The 16317-nt window shown below is 63.2% G+C and carries 17 protein-coding genes and 2 riboswitches; of the genes, 8 read left to right on the top strand and 9 right to left on the bottom strand.

The window, feature by feature from the left end; genetic code table 11:
- Positions 1–34: 34 nt before the first annotated feature.
- From QCE58_RS27215 to cobW, 3 genes are read right to left on the bottom strand one after another with little or no spacing between them, the layout of a single operon-like run.
- Positions 35–1042 (bottom strand): ATP-binding protein, encoded by a 1008-nt coding sequence (locus QCE58_RS27215; RefSeq protein ID WP_250521724.1) that lies wholly within the window; start codon positions 1040–1042, stop codon positions 35–37.
- Entirely contained in the window at positions 1039–4815 is a 3777-nt protein-coding gene (gene cobN / locus QCE58_RS27220) for a cobaltochelatase subunit CobN (protein WP_250521725.1), read from the bottom strand. Before cobN ends, QCE58_RS27215 begins: the two co-directional genes overlap by 4 nt.
- 5 nt (positions 4816–4820) lie before the next feature.
- Complete coding sequence (gene cobW / locus QCE58_RS27225) at positions 4821–5906, bottom strand: cobalamin biosynthesis protein CobW (protein WP_250521726.1); 1086 nt, start codon at positions 5904–5906, stop codon at positions 4821–4823.
- A gap of 120 nt (positions 5907–6026) precedes the next feature.
- Positions 6027–6284: riboswitch (cobalamin riboswitch) on the bottom strand.
- 47 nt (positions 6285–6331) lie between these two features.
- On the opposite strand from cobW, the gene QCE58_RS27230 reads away from it, so the two are divergent.
- The 4 genes from QCE58_RS27230 to QCE58_RS27245 all read left to right on the top strand — a co-directional run bounded on the left by QCE58_RS27230 (position 6332) and on the right by QCE58_RS27245 (position 9153).
- The gene (locus QCE58_RS27230) at positions 6332–6757 is read left to right on the top strand and encodes a cobalamin biosynthesis protein (protein WP_008353104.1); all 426 of its coding nucleotides are present in this window, start codon (positions 6332–6334) and stop codon (positions 6755–6757) included.
- A gap of 249 nt (positions 6758–7006) precedes the next feature.
- Positions 7007–7609 carry a cob(I)yrinic acid a,c-diamide adenosyltransferase gene (cobO, locus tag QCE58_RS27235; protein WP_175979443.1) on the top strand — a complete coding sequence of 201 codons (603 nt, stop codon included), beginning with the start codon at positions 7007–7009 and terminating at the stop codon, positions 7607–7609.
- 3 nt (positions 7610–7612) lie between these two features.
- Entirely contained in the window at positions 7613–8911 is a 1299-nt protein-coding gene (locus tag QCE58_RS27240; RefSeq protein ID WP_250521727.1) for a cobyrinate a,c-diamide synthase, read from the top strand.
- A complete protein-coding gene (locus tag QCE58_RS27245; RefSeq protein WP_008353096.1) occupies positions 8908–9153 on the top strand; it encodes a DUF1289 domain-containing protein in 246 nt (81 codons plus the stop codon). The genes QCE58_RS27240 and QCE58_RS27245 overlap by 4 nt, the downstream gene beginning before the upstream one ends.
- Positions 9154–9187: 34 nt before the next feature.
- Here the strand turns inward: QCE58_RS27245 and QCE58_RS27250 are convergent, their stop codons facing one another.
- Both QCE58_RS27250 and QCE58_RS27255 read right to left on the bottom strand, forming a co-directional pair.
- On the bottom strand, positions 9188–9970 hold the full coding sequence (locus tag QCE58_RS27250) for a CbtA family protein (protein ID WP_175979445.1): 783 nt from the start codon (positions 9968–9970) through the stop codon (positions 9188–9190).
- Positions 9971–9979: 9 nt separating this feature from the next.
- Positions 9980–10213, bottom strand: coding sequence for a CbtB-domain containing protein (locus QCE58_RS27255; protein WP_034471940.1), 234 nt, complete (start codon positions 10211–10213; stop codon positions 9980–9982).
- Between the two features lie 31 nt (positions 10214–10244).
- A riboswitch (cobalamin riboswitch) is annotated at positions 10245–10395 on the bottom strand.
- Positions 10396–10417: 22 nt separating this feature from the next.
- Here QCE58_RS27255 and QCE58_RS27260 point away from each other — a divergent pair.
- Genes QCE58_RS27260 through QCE58_RS27270 form a run of 3 tightly spaced genes read left to right on the top strand, consistent with a single transcriptional unit; the run spans position 10418 to position 11780 of the window.
- Positions 10418–10984: a histidine phosphatase family protein gene (locus QCE58_RS27260; protein ID WP_250521728.1), complete on the top strand. Its 567-nt coding sequence runs from the start codon at positions 10418–10420 to the stop codon at positions 10982–10984.
- 59 nt (positions 10985–11043) lie between these two features.
- Positions 11044–11415, top strand: a complete 372-nt coding sequence (locus tag QCE58_RS27265; RefSeq protein ID WP_034471935.1) for a DUF1428 domain-containing protein — start codon at positions 11044–11046, stop codon at positions 11413–11415.
- 50 nt (positions 11416–11465) lie between these two features.
- Positions 11466–11780 carry an antibiotic biosynthesis monooxygenase gene (locus tag QCE58_RS27270; RefSeq protein WP_008353090.1) on the top strand — a complete coding sequence of 105 codons (315 nt, stop codon included), beginning with the start codon at positions 11466–11468 and terminating at the stop codon, positions 11778–11780.
- A 106-nt stretch (positions 11781–11886) separates the two neighbouring features.
- On the opposite strand, the gene QCE58_RS27275 is transcribed toward QCE58_RS27270, so the two are convergent.
- Together QCE58_RS27275 and lhpI are read right to left on the bottom strand one after the other, a co-directional pair.
- Positions 11887–12210, bottom strand: a complete 324-nt coding sequence (locus tag QCE58_RS27275) for a hypothetical protein (RefSeq protein WP_008353089.1) — start codon at positions 12208–12210, stop codon at positions 11887–11889.
- A 129-nt stretch (positions 12211–12339) separates the two neighbouring features.
- Positions 12340–13281, bottom strand: coding sequence for a bifunctional Delta(1)-pyrroline-2-carboxylate/Delta(1)-piperideine-2-carboxylate reductase (gene lhpI, locus QCE58_RS27280; RefSeq protein WP_250521729.1), 942 nt, complete (start codon positions 13279–13281; stop codon positions 12340–12342).
- 231 nt (positions 13282–13512) lie between these two features.
- Between lhpI and ppk2 the strand changes: the two genes are divergently transcribed.
- Entirely contained in the window at positions 13513–14409 is an 897-nt protein-coding gene (ppk2, locus tag QCE58_RS27285) for a polyphosphate kinase 2 (RefSeq protein WP_008353084.1), read from the top strand.
- A 20-nt stretch (positions 14410–14429) separates the two neighbouring features.
- Here ppk2 and QCE58_RS27290 read toward each other — a convergent pair whose 3' ends face one another.
- Complete coding sequence (locus QCE58_RS27290; RefSeq protein WP_308196618.1) at positions 14430–14813, bottom strand: hypothetical protein; 384 nt, start codon at positions 14811–14813, stop codon at positions 14430–14432.
- Position 14814: 1 nt separating this feature from the next.
- Positions 14815–16314, bottom strand: coding sequence for an efflux transporter outer membrane subunit (locus tag QCE58_RS27295; RefSeq protein ID WP_033537058.1), 1500 nt, complete (start codon positions 16312–16314; stop codon positions 14815–14817).
- Positions 16315–16317 lie beyond the last annotated feature (3 nt).

Consider the following 16317-nt stretch of genomic DNA (forward strand, 5'->3'; position numbering starts at 1 on the left):
GTGTCGACGGCATTCGCGTCGCGCCTTCGATGGTTCAGGCTTTTTTTGCGGCGAGCGGCCTCACTTGCTTGACCTTCGCGGTTCCCGTCGGCTCCGGCGGCATGTAGCCCCATTCCGCTTGGTTCGAGCCTGCATCGGGCGACGTCGACTCGCGGCCTGCCGGTTCGCGTGAAGGCGCTTCCCCTTCTCTTCGCCGATGCGTAAGCACCGCATCGGCGACGCGTTCGACGTGCGTGACGTTCACGCCCGCTGCTTCCTCCAACGCAGCCAGCGCTCGCGCCGCGCGCAGCATGACGATGTCCGCACGCAAGCCGTCGACATGCGCCTCGATGCAAAGCTCGCTCACGCGCGCATGAACCGCATCATCGAAATCGAATGACGACAATGCCGCGCGCGCCGCGTGAATGCGCGATTCCAGCGAAGCCTGCTCGTCACGATGCCGCGCGCGAAACGCATCAGGATCGGCATCGAATGCAAGACGCGCCTTGACGATACGTTGCCGCACGAGCGCATCGAAGCAATTGTTCATCTCCACGGCAAGACCGAAACGATCGAGCAATTGCGGCCGCAACTCGCCCTCTTCCGGATTCATCGTGCCGATTAGCACGAAGCGCGCGTCGTGCCGATGCGAAATGCCATCGCGCTCGACGATGTTCACGCCGCTCGCCGCAACATCGAGCAACTGATCGACGAGCGGATTCGGCAGGAGATTCACTTCATCGACATACAGCACGCCCCGATGCGCCTTCGCAAGCAGGCCCGGAGAAAACTTCACACCGCCGTCGCGCAATGCGCTTTGGATGTCGAGCGTGCCGATCAACTGTTCCTCGCTCGCGCCGAGCGGCAAGGTCACGAGCTTCCCTTCGGGCAGCAACTCCGCGAGTGCGCGCGTCGCGGTGGATTTCGCGGTGCCGCGCGGCCCGCTCACGAGCACGCCGCCGATCGAAGGATCGACGGCCGCGAGCAAAAGCGCCTGCTGCAAGGGCGCCTGTGCGACGAGCGCCGAAAAAGGAAACACGGCAGATGTGATGGATTCGTTCAAGAATGTCGGCCTTCGATGTGCTGTTCGACATCGAGCAGATGCCGTTCGACCTGCTCGCGATAGCCAGCGGGTTGCTGCCACAGACCGCGTTGCATCGCTTCGAGCAGACGCTCGCAGATCGATTGCAACGCGTGCGGATTGTGCTGCGCAATGAACTCGCGCGTGTCGGCATCGTTCACATAGGCATCGGTGACCAGCGCGTACTGATGATCCGACACGACGCGCGCGGTGGCGTCGTAGCCGAACAGGTAATCGACGGTCGCCGCGAGTTCGGACGCGCCCTTGTAACCGTGCCGCTTCACGCCATCGATCCACTTCGGATTGACCACGCGTGAACGCACCACGCGCGCAATCTCTTCGTTCAGCGTGCGAACGCGCGGCGCAGCGGGATTGCTGTGATCGGCGTTATACGTCTGCGGCTGCACGCCCGACAGATAGCGCACGGCCGCGACCATGCCGCCCTGGAACTGGTGATAGTCGTTCGAATCGAGCAGATCGTGTTCGCGATTGTCCTGGTTCTGCACGACGACATCGAGCGTCGATAGCCGCGCGCCGAAGCTCGCGCGTGCTTCGACGCCATCGCCCGATTGCGAATACGCGTAGCCGCCCGCGCTTTGATACGCGGCGGAAAGATCCGCATCGGTCTGCCATTGCTTTGCGTCGATCAGTTCCTGCAGACCCGCGCCGTATGCGCCCGGCTTCGTGCTGAACACGCGCCAGCCCGCTCGACGCCGCGCGTCCTTCGTCTCGATGCCGCGCGCGATCAGCTCGTCGCGCTCACGAAGGATGCGCGCGCGGATCGGGTTGACATCGGCGGGCTCGTCGTCCAATTCGGCGACGGCCTGCACCGCCGCATCGAAGAGATGAATGAGATTCGCGAACGCATCGCGGAAGAAGCCCGATACGCGCAATGTCACGTCGATGCGCGGCCGGTTGAAGATCGAGATCGGCAGAATCTCGAAGTCGGTCACGCGATGACTGCCCGCCGCCCACTTGGGCCGCACGCCGATCAACGCGAACGCCTGCGCGATATCGTCGCCGCCGGTCCGCATCGTCGCCGTGCCCCACACCGACAAGCCGATTGCCCGCGGAAAATCGCCGTGATCCTGCACATGGCGTTCGACCAATGCGTTCGCCGACTTTACGCCGAGCGACCATGCGGCTTGCGTCGGCAATGCGCGCGTATCGACGGAATAGAAGTTGCGGCCGGTGGGCAGCACGTCCGGTCTGCCGCGCGAAGGCGAGCCGCTCGGACCCGGCGGCACGAAACGGCCTTCGAGACCTCGCTTCAGTTGCGTGAGCTCTTGCGGGCCGCACGCATCGAGCCGCGCGAGCACATCGCCACGCAGACGTTCGAACACGAGCGATGCACGCGGTCCGGGCGCGGCTGCGTCAGCATCGGACAATAGTTGCATCGCTAACGATTCGAGGCGCTCGCGCGTATCGCCTTGATGACGCCACGGCGCTTCGCTCACATCGGCAAGTGCTTGCGGACGCGGGCCGGTCCACGGCGCGGCCCAATCCGCATCGAGCGGATCGAAGATATCGGGCAATTGCAGATCCCGTGCGATCGCGACGATCAGGCTCGCGTTCGCGCCCTGGCCGTCGCCGATCGGAAAGCGGCCGAGCGCGAGCAGCGTGTCGCGTCGTTGCACGCCTTGCGGCGAGACACCGAATACATGCAGGCCGTCGCGAATCTGCGCTTCCTTCAGTTCGCAGAGATAGGCATCGGCGCGCGTGAGCAACGCGTCTTCACTCACGGTATCGCGTGGCGCATCCAGCCCGAGTTCCTCGTGCAGCCGGTTCTCGACGATGTTCGCGAGAATCGTCTTGCGCAGCAGCTTCGCGCGGCGCACATCGACCATCAACGCTTCGTAGTATTCGTCGACCTGACGCTCGAGATCCTGCAATGGCCCATAGTTCTCGGCGCGCGTGAGCGGCGGCATAAGATGATCGATGATCACGGCCTGCGCGCGGCGCTTCGCCTGACTGCCTTCGCCCGGATCGTTGACGATGAACGGATAGAGATGCGGCATCGGTCCGAGAATCGCATCCGGCCAGCACGATGACGACAACGCGACGCTCTTTCCCGGCAGCCATTCGAGATTGCCGTGCTTGCCGACATGCACGAGCGCATCCGCCTGAAAGCGCAGACGCAGCCAGAAGTAGAACGCGAGATAGGAATGCGGCGGCACGAGTTCGGCATCGTGATAGCTCGCGTAATCGTTGCGCTGCCGCGAACGCGAGGGCTGGATGCCGATGAACACTTCCCCGCAGCGATAGCCCGCGATCATGAAACGGCCGCGTCTGATCGTCGGGTCGTCTTCGGGTGCGCCCCAGGTTTTTTCGAGCGCGGCGCGCGCATCGGCGGGCAGCGTGCGATACGCGTCGAGATAGTCATCGAGCGAAAGACTCTGCAACGCAGGGCGCATATCGCGGACGACGGGATCGTTGGTCACGCCTTCCGTCAACGCGGCGATGAGCGCATCGCCGTTCGCCGGCATGGTGCCGACGCGATAGCCTTCTCGCGCGAGCATCGACAGAATGTTGATCGCGGATGCAGGCGTATCGAGTCCCACGCCATTGCCGATGCGCCCTTCGCTCGCCGGGTAGTTCGCCAGCACGAGCGCGATGCGCTTCTGCGCGTTCGGCGTATGACGCAGCTTGGACCAACGCCGGCTCAGTTCGGCGACGAAGCGCACGCGCTCCGCGTCGGCCTGATAGCGCACGACATCCACCTGCGTATGCTTGCAGTGATATGCGAGCCCCTTGAAACTCACGGCGCGCGTGATGATGCGGCCATCGACTTCGGGAAGCGCGACATGCATGGCGACGTCGCGCGAATTCAGGCCGTGATTGTCCTTCTGCCAGTCATCGCGATTGCCGCCGCTCAGGATGACTTGCAGCACGGGCGCATCGCCCGCGACTTCGAATGCTTCGTCCTCGCCGATCACGCTCGCCGCAAAAGCCGTCGTGTTCAATACGAGCGATGCGCGATGCTGCGCGCACAAACGCTCGACCACTTCGCGGCTCACGCTTTCCTTGAGCGACGAAATCGCGATCGGCAACGGATTCATGCCTTCCTTTTCGAGCGCTTCGATGAGCGCATCGAACACGGCCGTATTGCCCGATTGCAAATGCGCGCGGTAAAACAGGATCGCGGCGACGCCCGCGCCTTCGGTCCAGCGCGCCTGCCAGTCGTCGATGACCGCGATATCGCGCTCGGGATGATAGATCGCGACGGCGGGCAGCGGACTCGGCGGCTGCGGCTCGCGCCCGAAGCCGAACGCGCGATGCGCGATCGCGCGTAGAAACTCCTCGGCATTGCGCGCGCCGCCTTCGCGCAGATAGCGCGACAGCTCGCGGCAAAACGCTGCATCGGCCGTGCTCTTGCCGATAAGATTCGGGTCCTCGGTGAGATCGCCCGAAAACATCGCGAGCATCTGCTTGCGCTCTTTCGCGAGCGCGACGAGCCGCTCGATGCCGTACGGCCAGTACGATTCGCCGCCGAGATGATCGACGATCACGACCTTCGCGTGACGCAATACATCGTCGACATAGAAATCGACCGATGCGGGCTGACGCAGAAACGATTGATTCGCGAGCCGCACGTCGGGAAAGCCCGGCTCGAGACGCGGAAACGCGCTCGCGAGCAACGCGAGCGTCGTATCGGCGGAGCTGAGCACGACGACCGGCGCGCTCGTCTGATCGATACGCATGACGCCCTGCGCGTCGTCGACGAAGCCTCCCGGCGTCGTGCGGAGCAGATGCATCGCGGTTACGCCTGCACGGGCGCGCTCGCGAGCGCGGCGTCGAACGCGCGTTGCAGCGTCGCGCGTTCGAGGTCTTCGCCGATCAGCACGAAGCGGCTTTGGGTATTCGCTTCGCCCGCTTCCCAGCGGCGGTCGAAGTAACTGTCGAAGCGTCGTCCGACGCCTTGCACGACGAGCCGCATCGCCGCGCCCGGCAACGCAGCGAAACCCTTCACGCGATAGATCGTGTGCTGCTCGACGAGCGCATGCAGCGCGGCCAGCGCCTGCTCGCGCGATTCGACGTTGCCATGCACGACGACCGAATCGAACTCGTCATGATGATGATCGGCGTGGCCTGCTTCATCGGGCGAACCGTGATGATCGTGCCGCAAATGAATCGTCTCTTCCGATGCCGATTCGAGACCGAGCAATGTATGCACATCGAGCCTGCCCATCTGCGCGGGCACGATCTTCACTTCGGGCGGAATCTCGGGCCGCACGAGCGCTTCGACCTTTCGCAGCGCTTCATCATCCATGAGATCGGTCTTGTTGACGATGACGAGGTCGGCAGACGAAAGCTGGTCCTCGAACAGTTCATGCAGCGGCGATTCGTGATCGAGATTGGGATCGGCCTTGCGTTGCGCATCGACGGCGACGGGATTCGCCGCGAACTGACCGCTCGCGGCAGCGGGTCCATCGACCACGGTCACGACGGCATCGACGGTGAATGCGTTCTTGATCGACGGCCAGTTGAACGCCTGCACGAGCGGCTTCGGCAAAGCGAGACCGGACGTTTCGATCAGCACGTGATCGATGCTCTCGCGCCGCTCGACGAGTTGTTCCATGACCGGATAGAACTCTTCCTGCACGGTGCAGCAGAGACAACCGTTCGCGAGCTCGTACAGATTGCGGTCTTTGGAGCCGGCTTCATCGTCGCAACCGATGCCGCAACCCTTCAAGATCTCCCCGTCGATGCCGAGCTCGCCGAACTCGTTGACGATCACCGCGATGCGCTTGCCTTGCGCATTGGAGAGGATATGCCGCATCAGTGTGGTCTTGCCGCTGCCGAGAAAGCCGGTCACGACCGTGACGGGAATCTTGCGGGTTTGCATCGTCGCTCCGTGGCTTCGGTTGCATGCGCTTCATGTCGCGCGATGCCTGGCAACGCGGCTGGATGAAAGGGAAACGCACGCTTTTATGGATCATGGGCCGCGCCGCATCCCCGCGACAGCAAGCCCCGCTCAAAGTCTGGCCGGTATCCGGGCTGACGACGACGCCGCTTCGCCTTCCCGCGCGTTTCTCACGCGCAGTGGCTTCGAAGCCGGCTTCCCGTACACGCGATGAAAATGCCGTGCGCGGTGAATCGCTTACCGTTGCGGGGGCAGCGCAGGTTGACGTGCGTTCGACGAATCGAAAGGAACGCGCCCTGCTTCCCGTTTAACTGCGCACGAGAGAATCCGCGCGCGAGCACCAAAACTGCGTGAAAGTCTAGGCCCGGCGGGCGCGAGCGTCAAGAAAGGTGGTAAGGTCGGCGCACATGGAATCCGTCATCGCTCACATGAATCAGCCGGCTGTCACGCGTCTTGCCGTGGGGATCGGCTGCAGGCGGGGCGCGAGCGCCGACGCAATCGAGCACGCCGTGCGCGGCGCTTTGGGCACGCTTGCGTTCGGCGACATCGCCATCATCGCGAGCATCGACGCGAAACGGCACGAGGCGGGACTGCTCGCGTTCTGCGAGCGTCATCGTCTGACATTGCGCTTCTACGGCGCCGATGAAATCGCGCAAGCGCCGCGCACGGCGATATCGCATCATGCAATGGCGCATATGAACGTCGATGGCGTATGCGAGCCTTGCGCGCTGCTCGCGGGCAACGCGCGAACGCTCATCGTGCCAAAGACGATCGATTGTGGCGTAACCGTCGCGATCGCAGCGATGCATGCGCCCCGCGCGAACGGAACATGAATACCTGTCTTGCGGTCGTGCGCGGACGCGGCGTTTCGGCGAGCGGCTTCGCCACGACCGGTTTGAACTTGTCGCGGCAAAGCCAGACGAGAACGCCAAGCGCGACGAGTTCCAGATAGAGATAGAGCGCGTCCATTTGCTTGCTCCTCAAGTCGGTGATTACGTTGATTGCATGATGCCTGCCGTCTGTTAGCGCAGAATTAAGCCGCCGCCTGTTGTACGATACGGCCGTCTTTCTCTGGAGCTCCCGTGAAAACCGATACCGAATCGCATCTGCGCATGACCCAGCGCCGCAAGGAAGGCCACGAGAAAAAGCAGGCCGCCGCCGATCACGAGAAAGGCCTTTTGATCGTGAATACCGGCAACGGCAAGGGCAAGACAACGGCCGCGTTCGGCATGGCGGTGCGCGTGCTCGGACACGGCATGAAGCTCGGCGTCGTGCAGTTCATCAAGGGCGCGCTGCATACATCGGAGCGCGATTTCCTCGGCGCAATCGCGCATTGCGATTTCGTCACCATGGGAGATGGCTACACCTGGAACACGCAGAATCGCGAAGCCGACATGGCCACCGCGCGCAAGGGCTGGAACGAAGCGCGCCGCATGATCGAGAGCGGCGAATATCAGATGGTCGTGCTCGACGAACTCAACACCGTGCTCAAGTACGAGTATCTGCCGCTCGATGAAGTGCTCGACGTGCTGAAGGCGCGGCCCGCGATGCTGCATGTCGTCGTGACCGGTCGCCACGCGCCCGATGCGTTGATCGAACTTGCCGATCTCGTCACGGAAATGCGGCTCGTGAAGCATCCGTATCGCGAGCAAGGCGTGAAAGCGCAACGCGGCGTCGAGTTCTGAGCGATGCCCGACTGCCCCGCTCTCTTCATCGGCGCGAGTGCGTCGCATCAAGGCAAGACCACGGTGACGGCGGCGCTTGCGCGTCATCACGCGCGCCGAGGCCTGACGGTACGCGTGTTCAAGACCGGCCCGGATTTTCTCGATCCGATGATTCTCGAACGCGCATGCGGCGCGCCCGTTTATTCGCTGCATCTGTCGATGGTCGGGCTCGATGCGTGCCGCGCGTTGCTCGCCAAGGCCGCGCGCGAGGCCGATCTCATTCTCATCGAAGGCGTGATGGGTCTCTTCGACGGCACGCCGAGCAGCGCCGATCTGGCCGCCACGTTCAACGTACCGGTGCTCGCGGTGATCGGCGCGCACGGCATGGCGCAGACGTTCGGCGCCATCGCGTTCGGGCTCGCGCGTTATCGCGAAGATGTGCCCTTTCATGGCGTGCTCGCGAATCGCGTTGCATCGGCGCGTCATGCGCAGATGTTGTCGGAGACTATCCCCGTCGACTTGCGTTATTGCGGCCATCTGTCGAATGCGGACGATATCGCCTTGCCCGAGCGTCATCTCGGTCTCACGCAGCCCGATGAAGTCGCGGGCCTCGACGCACGGCTCGACCGCGCCGCCGATGCAATCGCGCAAACGACGCTCGCCGATCTTCCGCCGCCCGTTCATTTCGACGATGCGACGCTGCCCGCGCCGCCGCGTCTGCTCGACGGCGCGCATATCGCCATCGCTCGCGATGCGGCGTTCTCGTTCGTGTATCCGGCGAATGTCGATGTGCTCATCGCCATGGGCGCGCGCATTAGCACGTTTTCTCCGCTCGCCGACGAACCCGCGCCGCACGATGCCGACGCGCTCTATCTTCCCGGCGGCTATCCCGAACTGCATGCCGCGGCGCTCGCTTCGAACGAACGCGCGCGTGCATCGGTCGTTGCGCACGTCGAGCGAGCGAAGCCCTTGGTCGCGGAATGCGGCGGCATGCTGTATCTGCTCGACACGCTGACCGACATCGAAGGCACGCGGCATGCGATGCTCGGCATCCTTCCCGGCGACGCGGCGATGCAACGCAAGCTGTCGCGCCTCGCGATGCAGCGCATCGACACGACGCATGGCGCGATGACGGGTCACACATTCCACTACTCGACGCTCGACACGCCGATGCAGCCGGCGCTCAAGGCCGCTCATGCCACGACCGGCACCGAAGGCGAAGCGCTCTATCGGCATGGTTCGGTGTCGGCCACTTACATGCACGCTTACTGGCCGTCGAATCCGGCCGCGGCCGCTGCGCTCTTTCGCGGCGAATCACTATGACAACGACGCAAGACGATCTCGCTTTCACCATCGAACGCGCGAAAGCGCAGGAACCCATCGGCTCGCCATGCACCGATGTCTGCAAGCTCGATCAGGAAACGGGCCTGTGCCTCGGCTGCTTCCGAAGCCGCGAGGAAATCAAGACCTTCAGATCGATGGACGATGCCGCGAAGCTCGATCTGTTCGATGAATTGCTCAAGCGTCGTGCGGCGAAAGAGCAAACGAAAAGCCCGCGTTCCTGACGAAGCGCGGGCTTCATGAGCGACGCCGAACCGCTTACGCCGCAGCCATTCTTCTCACCGCCGGCCGCTCGAGTTCACGCGCTGCGAGCGCACCGAACACGAGACCGAGCGTCGTCCATAACAGCGCCTGCATGCCGATAGCGGCCACGCGGAAATTCCACAGCAGCGAAGCGGAGAAATCCGCGGGCACTTCATCGACGGACGGCAGCGCGACCTGCGCCGCCACGATCACGACGATATACGCAGCCGCCGCGATGAGCGTCGCGTTCCACCCGCCATGCCGCGCCACCATGCGCCGCTGCAAGCGCACGGCGAAGACGGCAGCCGCGATGGAAATCGCCACCATGCCGAAGAAAAGCGCCGTGCGCGGCCCGATGGTCTCGGCATTGCCGACAGCGGGCGGATTGGGCGGGTACTTGAGGAACGGCACGATGGCGACGCTCACGAAGCCGAACAGCGCGAGCAATGCCGACGTGCCGCGCGCGCGCAACGCGCCGAGCCGTCCATAAGCAAACGCGAACACGAGCGAGAAGAGACCGCCGAGCGCGGTGCCGAACACGGCGACGCCGGTCAGAAGGCCGAGGCCCGCTTGCGTATCGCGAGACACGAGCGCTTCGTCGCCGTGATCGTGCGAATGCGCTGGCGTGGCAGCCGCATCGGCATGACCGTGCTCATGTTCGTGTTCATGCTCGTGCTGTTCCTCGAACGCGATGGCGCGTGCCACCGACGGTTCACCGAACGCACGCGCGAAGCCGAAGCCGATCAGGCCCGCGACCAGTCCCGCGATCATGCCGCGTATCAGCAAAGTGCGAATCATGATGCTTCCTCAGTGGCACGGAAAGCCGAGCAAATGCCGGCCGTCATGCACGAATTCGTGGACGTACGTGCCCGAGAAAATCGACGTCGCGCCCTGTTCGGCGCCGACGAAATAGATTGCGATCAGCAGAATGAGGCCGATGAAGACGGCCCACGGCAACACTTCACGCACCGGAATGGGCACGGGTGCATCGAGTGACGGGGAAACCGGAGCGGAAAAGACCGGCGCGTTGGAAGCATTCATGGTGGTTCTCCAGGGAAAAGCGCGTCCCGATTGACGAAGAGCATGCAGCGGGGTCTGACTCGCGGCGCCGCGCTTTCGCGTTGACGTACCGCACACAGTGGCGCGACCGTGCCGGGTTTGCACCGGCTTCCTCGCACTGCAAGCTTGCCATTCTATGATGATCCGCTGCAAAGTAAAACGATTCCGATTCGACCGCCACCTGCCTTGGAACTCATTCTTCTCTGTCACGCCGCCACGCGCGCGATGAAAACCGGGCACTTTCCCACCGGCGACGAACCTCCCGAGCGCGATGCGCGCGCGCAGCTCGCGTCATTGCACGCCTTGCCCGACACGCGCGTGATTGCGAGTCCCGCGCGCGTCGCGCGTGAAACGGCGGCGTGGATCGCGGATGCATTCGAGATCGTTCCCGCGTTCGACGACATCGACTATGGCCGCTGGCGCGGGCATTCGATACGCGAAACGGGCGAGCGCGAACCGGAACATGTCGCTGCATGGCTCGCGGATCCCGATGCGCGTTCGCACGGCGGCGAAAGCGTCGCCATGCTCGCCGCGCGCGTCGCCGAGGGCTTCGCTTCGATCGACCGGCTCGACGCGGGGCGCTGCATCGTCGTGACGCATGCGATCGTCGTGAAAGTGGCGCTCGCGCATGCGCTTCGCCTGCCGCTCACATCGATCTATGGGATGAACTCCGCGCCGCTCTCGTCCACGGTGCTGGAACGCGCGTCGCCCGCCGATACGTGGACCGCCCTGAACTTCGCTCCATACGAATAGCTCAAAGCAGACAGCGCATCGCGTGCGCGGTGCGCGTTCGACTCAACCAGGAGACTCAGATGGCGCATTACGTGGATGGATTCGTCGTACCCGTACCGATCGACAAGGTCGACGCTTATCGCCGCATGGCCGAAGCCGCCGGCAAGATCTGGCTGGAACACGGCGCACTGGAGTTCGTGGAAACCATCGCCGACGACGTGAAGCCCGGCAAGCTCACATCGTTTCCACAGAGCGTGCAGATGAAGGAAGGCGAGACCGTCGCGTTCTCGTATATCGTCTACGAATCGCGCGAGCAGCGCGATAGCGTCAACGCCAAAGTGATGGAAGACCCGCGCCTCAAAACGATGATGGAATCCGGCGAGACGCCGTTCGATCCTCAACGCATGTTCTTCGGCGGCTTCACGACCATCGTCGAACTCGGGCGCGACTGATCGTTCTTATCCGCTCAATCGAGTCACTACTTCGAAGGAACCGCATCGACATGTATATCGCCATGAACCGCTTCAAGATCGTGCCCGGCGCCGAAGCCGACTTCGAACGTCTGTGGACGAGCCGCGATACGCATCTGAAGGATGTGCCCGGGTTCGTCGAGTTTCATCTGCTCAAAGGGCCGGTGAAAGACGATCACGTTCTGTATTCGAGCCATACGATATGGGCGAATCAGGCAGCCTTCGAAGACTGGACGCGTTCGGACGCGTTTCGCGCCGCGCATCGCAATGCCGGCGGTGAGACGCGCCAGCTTTATCTCGGTCATCCGGAATTCGAGGGCTTCGAAGTCATTCAGACCGTCAAATAGAGCGGTCAAGGCGCAACCGAACGTTCGCGCACTTTTCGGCGAGCACGCGCGTTTTACACACGTGTGAAAAAACGCGCTTCGCCGAAGCTGTCTTTTCAGACGTGTTCTAGGCCTTTGCGCCGCGCGCCATGCGCTGCAGCGTCGATGAATCGATCGCCGCCGCGCAGATTCGCACCGCTTCCTTCAGCGTGCGCGGACGCCCCGCACCGAATTGCGATTCCAGCATCGCGACGGCGCGCAGACGCTCGTCATTGCCGAGTTTCTCGCCCGTCGCAAGCTCAAGAACCGAGATGAAATAAGCCGCAGGCGGCGCCGCGCTCGCATGCGGAGTCGTCTGGCGTTCCCCGTCCGCCGCGCCACCCGCGCCCTCACGTCCGTCGTCGCGCGCCGGAATCCACGGGTGCCACTTGCTGTCGTATCGACTTTTCATGGGTTAGTTCGCTGGCTCGATTGCTGTGGCGCACCTTGGCGCCGTTTGTCATGTGACGCTTATGGCGTCTCTGTCATTAAAGAGACTTACAGCAAGTACCGTTCCAAGCTGGCGTTCCCCTTGCACGGCCTAGCGCGCCGCGACGCTTTCCTCCGACAAAACCGCACGCGCGACGCGACATGCCGCAAGATCCCAAGCCGCGCAGCCGACCGATTTGAACATCACCGGTTGCAATGCATCAACGGCTTTGGACGGCGCCGCGAGCGCGAGCGCCAATGCGTGCACATCGTTCCATTCGACGCTCGCGAGAATGAAATCGCCTGCTTCGTGACGCGCGCCCGCAGGGTCGTCGACGTAAAGCGCGCTTGCATGCACGGTCGCGGCGGCGATCTCGGCGGCATCGGCGGTGAATGCGCCCACGCCGATCACGAGGCGGCCCGCGCGCGCGGGCAACGTATAGACCGGCGTCTTGCTCGTGGTCGCGGCGATGACGACATCGATCGAATCGGGAATCGTGGACTCGTCGAGCGCGGCAAGCTGCTTCGAAAGCGATGCATGCGCCGCACAGAACTCGCGCGCGCGCCCGGGACGCGAGCCTTGCACGACGATGCGCGCATCGGGATAAATAGCGGCGAGCGCCTCGACGTGATACGCAGCCTGCTTGCCCGTACCGATGACGAGCACCTCGCGCGGCGCGGCATCGTGAAGCGCGCGGATCGCGAGCATCGATACCGCCGCCGTGCGCCGGCCCGTCACCGTCGGGCCATCGAGCATGAATTGCGGCACGCCCGTCATGGCATCGTAGGCGGTCACCTGACCGTGGATCGTCGGCAGGCCGAGCGCGCCGTTGCCCGCGCAAACGTTCACGAGCTTGTGCATCGCGAGATCGGCGGCGCTCGCGGGCATCGACAACATCACGCCGCCTTCGATCGGCACCACCATGCGCTCTGGACTCACGATGCGTCCCGCCGCGTAATCGAGCATCGTCGCGGCGAGGGTGTCGACAAGCCGGTCATACGGCACGAGGCGCGCGGTTTGAGCTTCGTCGAAACTATGGATCGTTGCGGTCATCGCGTTCGCTCGCTTGATATGGGGAAGATGAAATCGAACTTCAAAATGCCATCGAAGTGCCGGAACATTCTAACGGCGCGCGACGCCGCGTCATAAAGCAGCGAATCGCTCGCTAGAATGAACGAATCAGCCGCTGTCATGTGACTGCCATCGAATGTCGTCACAATCGGCCGTCCCGCGCCGCGACCGTCATCGCGACGGCGGCAGCCCAAGAACGCCACGGAGCCCCTCATGAACACGACGGAAAAGCAGCGCCGTTTCCACGCCGACATCATCGACAGCTACGACGAAGAGTTCGAGATGGAGATCGACGATCGCTTCCTGGACGGCGAATCGACTTTCTCCGATGAAGAGCGTCAGTTACGCAAGACCTATTTTCGCGAGCTGTTTCGCTTGCAAGGCGAACTCGTGAAGCTGCAGGACTGGGTCGTGCACGAGGGGCATCGGCTCGTGGTGCTGTTCGAGGGACGCGATGCGGCGGGCAAAGGCGGCGCGATCAAGCGCATCACGCAACGGCTGAATCCGCGCGTGTGCCGCGTGGCCGCCCTGCCCGCGCCGAACAATCGCGAGCGCACGCAATGGTATTTCCAGCGCTACGTGTCGCATTTGCCGGCGGCGGGCGAGATCGTGCTGTTCGATCGAAGCTGGTATAACCGCGCGGGCGTCGAGCGCGTGATGAACTTCTGCACGGACGAAGAGTATGAGGAATTCTTCCGCTCGGTTCCCGAGTTCGAGAAGATGCTCGTGCGAAGCGGCATTCAGATCGTGAAGTACTGGTTCTCGATCACCGACGACGAACAGGAAGTGCGCTTCCAGGCGCGTATCGAAGATCCTTTGAAGCAGTGGAAACTGAGCCCGATGGACCTGGAGAGCCGCCGCCGATGGGAGGCCTACACGGCAGCCAAGGAAGTGATGCTTCAGCGCACGCACATTCCCGAAGCGCCGTGGTGGGTCGTGCATGCCGTCGACAAGAAACGTGCGCGCCTGAACTGCATTCATCACTTGCTGAGTCAGGTGCCGTATCACGATGTCGAGCATCCGCCGATCGAACTGCCCGACCGCGTGTTCAATCCCGATTATTTGCGCCAGCCCGTGCCGGATGAGATGTACGTTCCCGAAGTGTATTGAGGTCGATAGCGCGGCGCGCGTCAGCAGCAGTTGTTGCAGGGCAGATGCTTCACGCTCGCGCCATTGCGCTGACGCGAAACCGCATGACGCAGCGCGAACTGATATGCGTGCTGCGAACCTCTCAATACCATTACGAACATGACTTGCGCGAGATTGAAGTCGAGCGTGACCATCAGGCGCGTCAACAGTAGCAGTGGCAACACCACCGCCGGCTGATACAGTTGTTTTGCGATCAAGTCTTTCATCATCGGCTCCCTATCCCATGATTGGAATTCTATGGATTCGAGCCGTGCGGATAAACGCCCCGCAGGTGAAGACATATGTTCCGGGAGGCGAACAATCGAGCTGTCATCGATGCGCGCCCCGAGAAAAAATGGCCCTGCGCGATGCAGGGCCATCTTCATGCTACTTCTGCGCGAGACTCGGCTCGGGCACCGGCGTGGGCTTCGCATCGCCCCAGCCGCCGCCCAGTGCGCGGATCAAATTCACCGTCGATACCGCCTGCGTGCCCCGCAACTGCACCGAGGCGCGCTGCGTCTGCAATACGGTGCGCTCCGCATCGATCACGTCGAGATAATTTACCGCGCCTTCGGTGTACTGCGTGCGCGACAACTGCGCGGCACGCACCGACGCCTTCACTGCATCGTCCTGCGTCGCGGTCTGATCTTCGAGGATGCGCAGATCCGACAGATTGTCCTCGACCTCGCGGAACGCAACGAGCACCTGCTGACGATAGTTCGCCGAATCCTCTTCATATATCGCGCGCGCATTCGCGAGATTGCCCTTGCGACGGCCGCCATCGAAGATCGGGATATTCAGCGCCGTACCCGCGAACGGCCCGAGCAGGAACGTGCGGCTCGACCACTTGAAGAGATCGCCGAGCGTCGCGGATTCGAAGCCGCCCGAGCCCGTCAACGTGAGCGACGGGAAGAACGCCGCCTTCGCCACGCCGATACGCGCGTTGGCCGCAGCCATCGCGCGTTCCGCCGCCGCGACATCGGGACGACGTTCGAGCAGCGCCGAAGGCAAACCGGGCGGCACGCGCACCGTTACCGGCTTGAGCGGATTCGCGGCCATCGTGAATTCGGCGGGCGACTTGCCGAGCAATACCGCGAGACTATGTTCCGATGCCGCGCGCAGACGTTGCACCGTCATCGCATCCGAACGCGCTGTCGCAAGCTCGGACTTCGCGCGGGCCACGTCGAGTTCGCTGATATCGCCTTCGGTGTAGCGGCGTTGCACGAGCTTCAACGCTTCCTCGCGTAGCTGCACGGTGCGCGTGAAGACATCGCTTTCCGCATCGAGCTCGCGCAGATTGAAGTAGTTCTGCGCGACGTCAGCCTGCAATGCCAACTGCACCGAACGGAACAACGCCTCGCTTTGCTGCGTGTCCGCGTTCGCGGCTTGCACCGAGTTCGACACGCGGCCGAACAGATCGACTTCATACGACACGCTCGCCTGCGCGCGCCACAGCGTTTGCGCAGGCACGTTGCCATCGGCGGGCAGGAACTGCGATGCCGGCGAGAACTTCTCGCGCGTCGGGCCGAAGCCCGCATCGAGCGTCGGGAACAAGCCCGCCCGCGCCGTCTGGTTGATCGCGCGCGCTTCCTTCACGCGCGCGGCCGCCGCCTTCAGGTTCTGGTTCGCGTCCTGCGCCTGCTTTTCCAGATCGTTGAGCGTGGCGTCGTCGAAGATCGTCCACCATTCGCCCCGCATCATCTCTTCGGACGGCTGCGCGGTCTTCCACGTACCCGCTTCCGATGCATCGAGCGTCTTTTGCGGCGTTTCCTTGTAGGCGGACGGCGCATTGACGTCGGGCTTCTCGTAGGTCGGCGCGAGCGAGCAGCCCGCGACCAGCAACAACGACGCCATCAGACTCGATAAAACATGCAGCTTATTCATCATTCC

The sequence above is a fragment of the Caballeronia sp. LZ028 genome, from assembly GCF_031451415.1.
In the GTDB taxonomy this organism is placed as follows: Bacteria; Pseudomonadota; Gammaproteobacteria; order Burkholderiales; family Burkholderiaceae; genus Caballeronia; species Caballeronia zhejiangensis.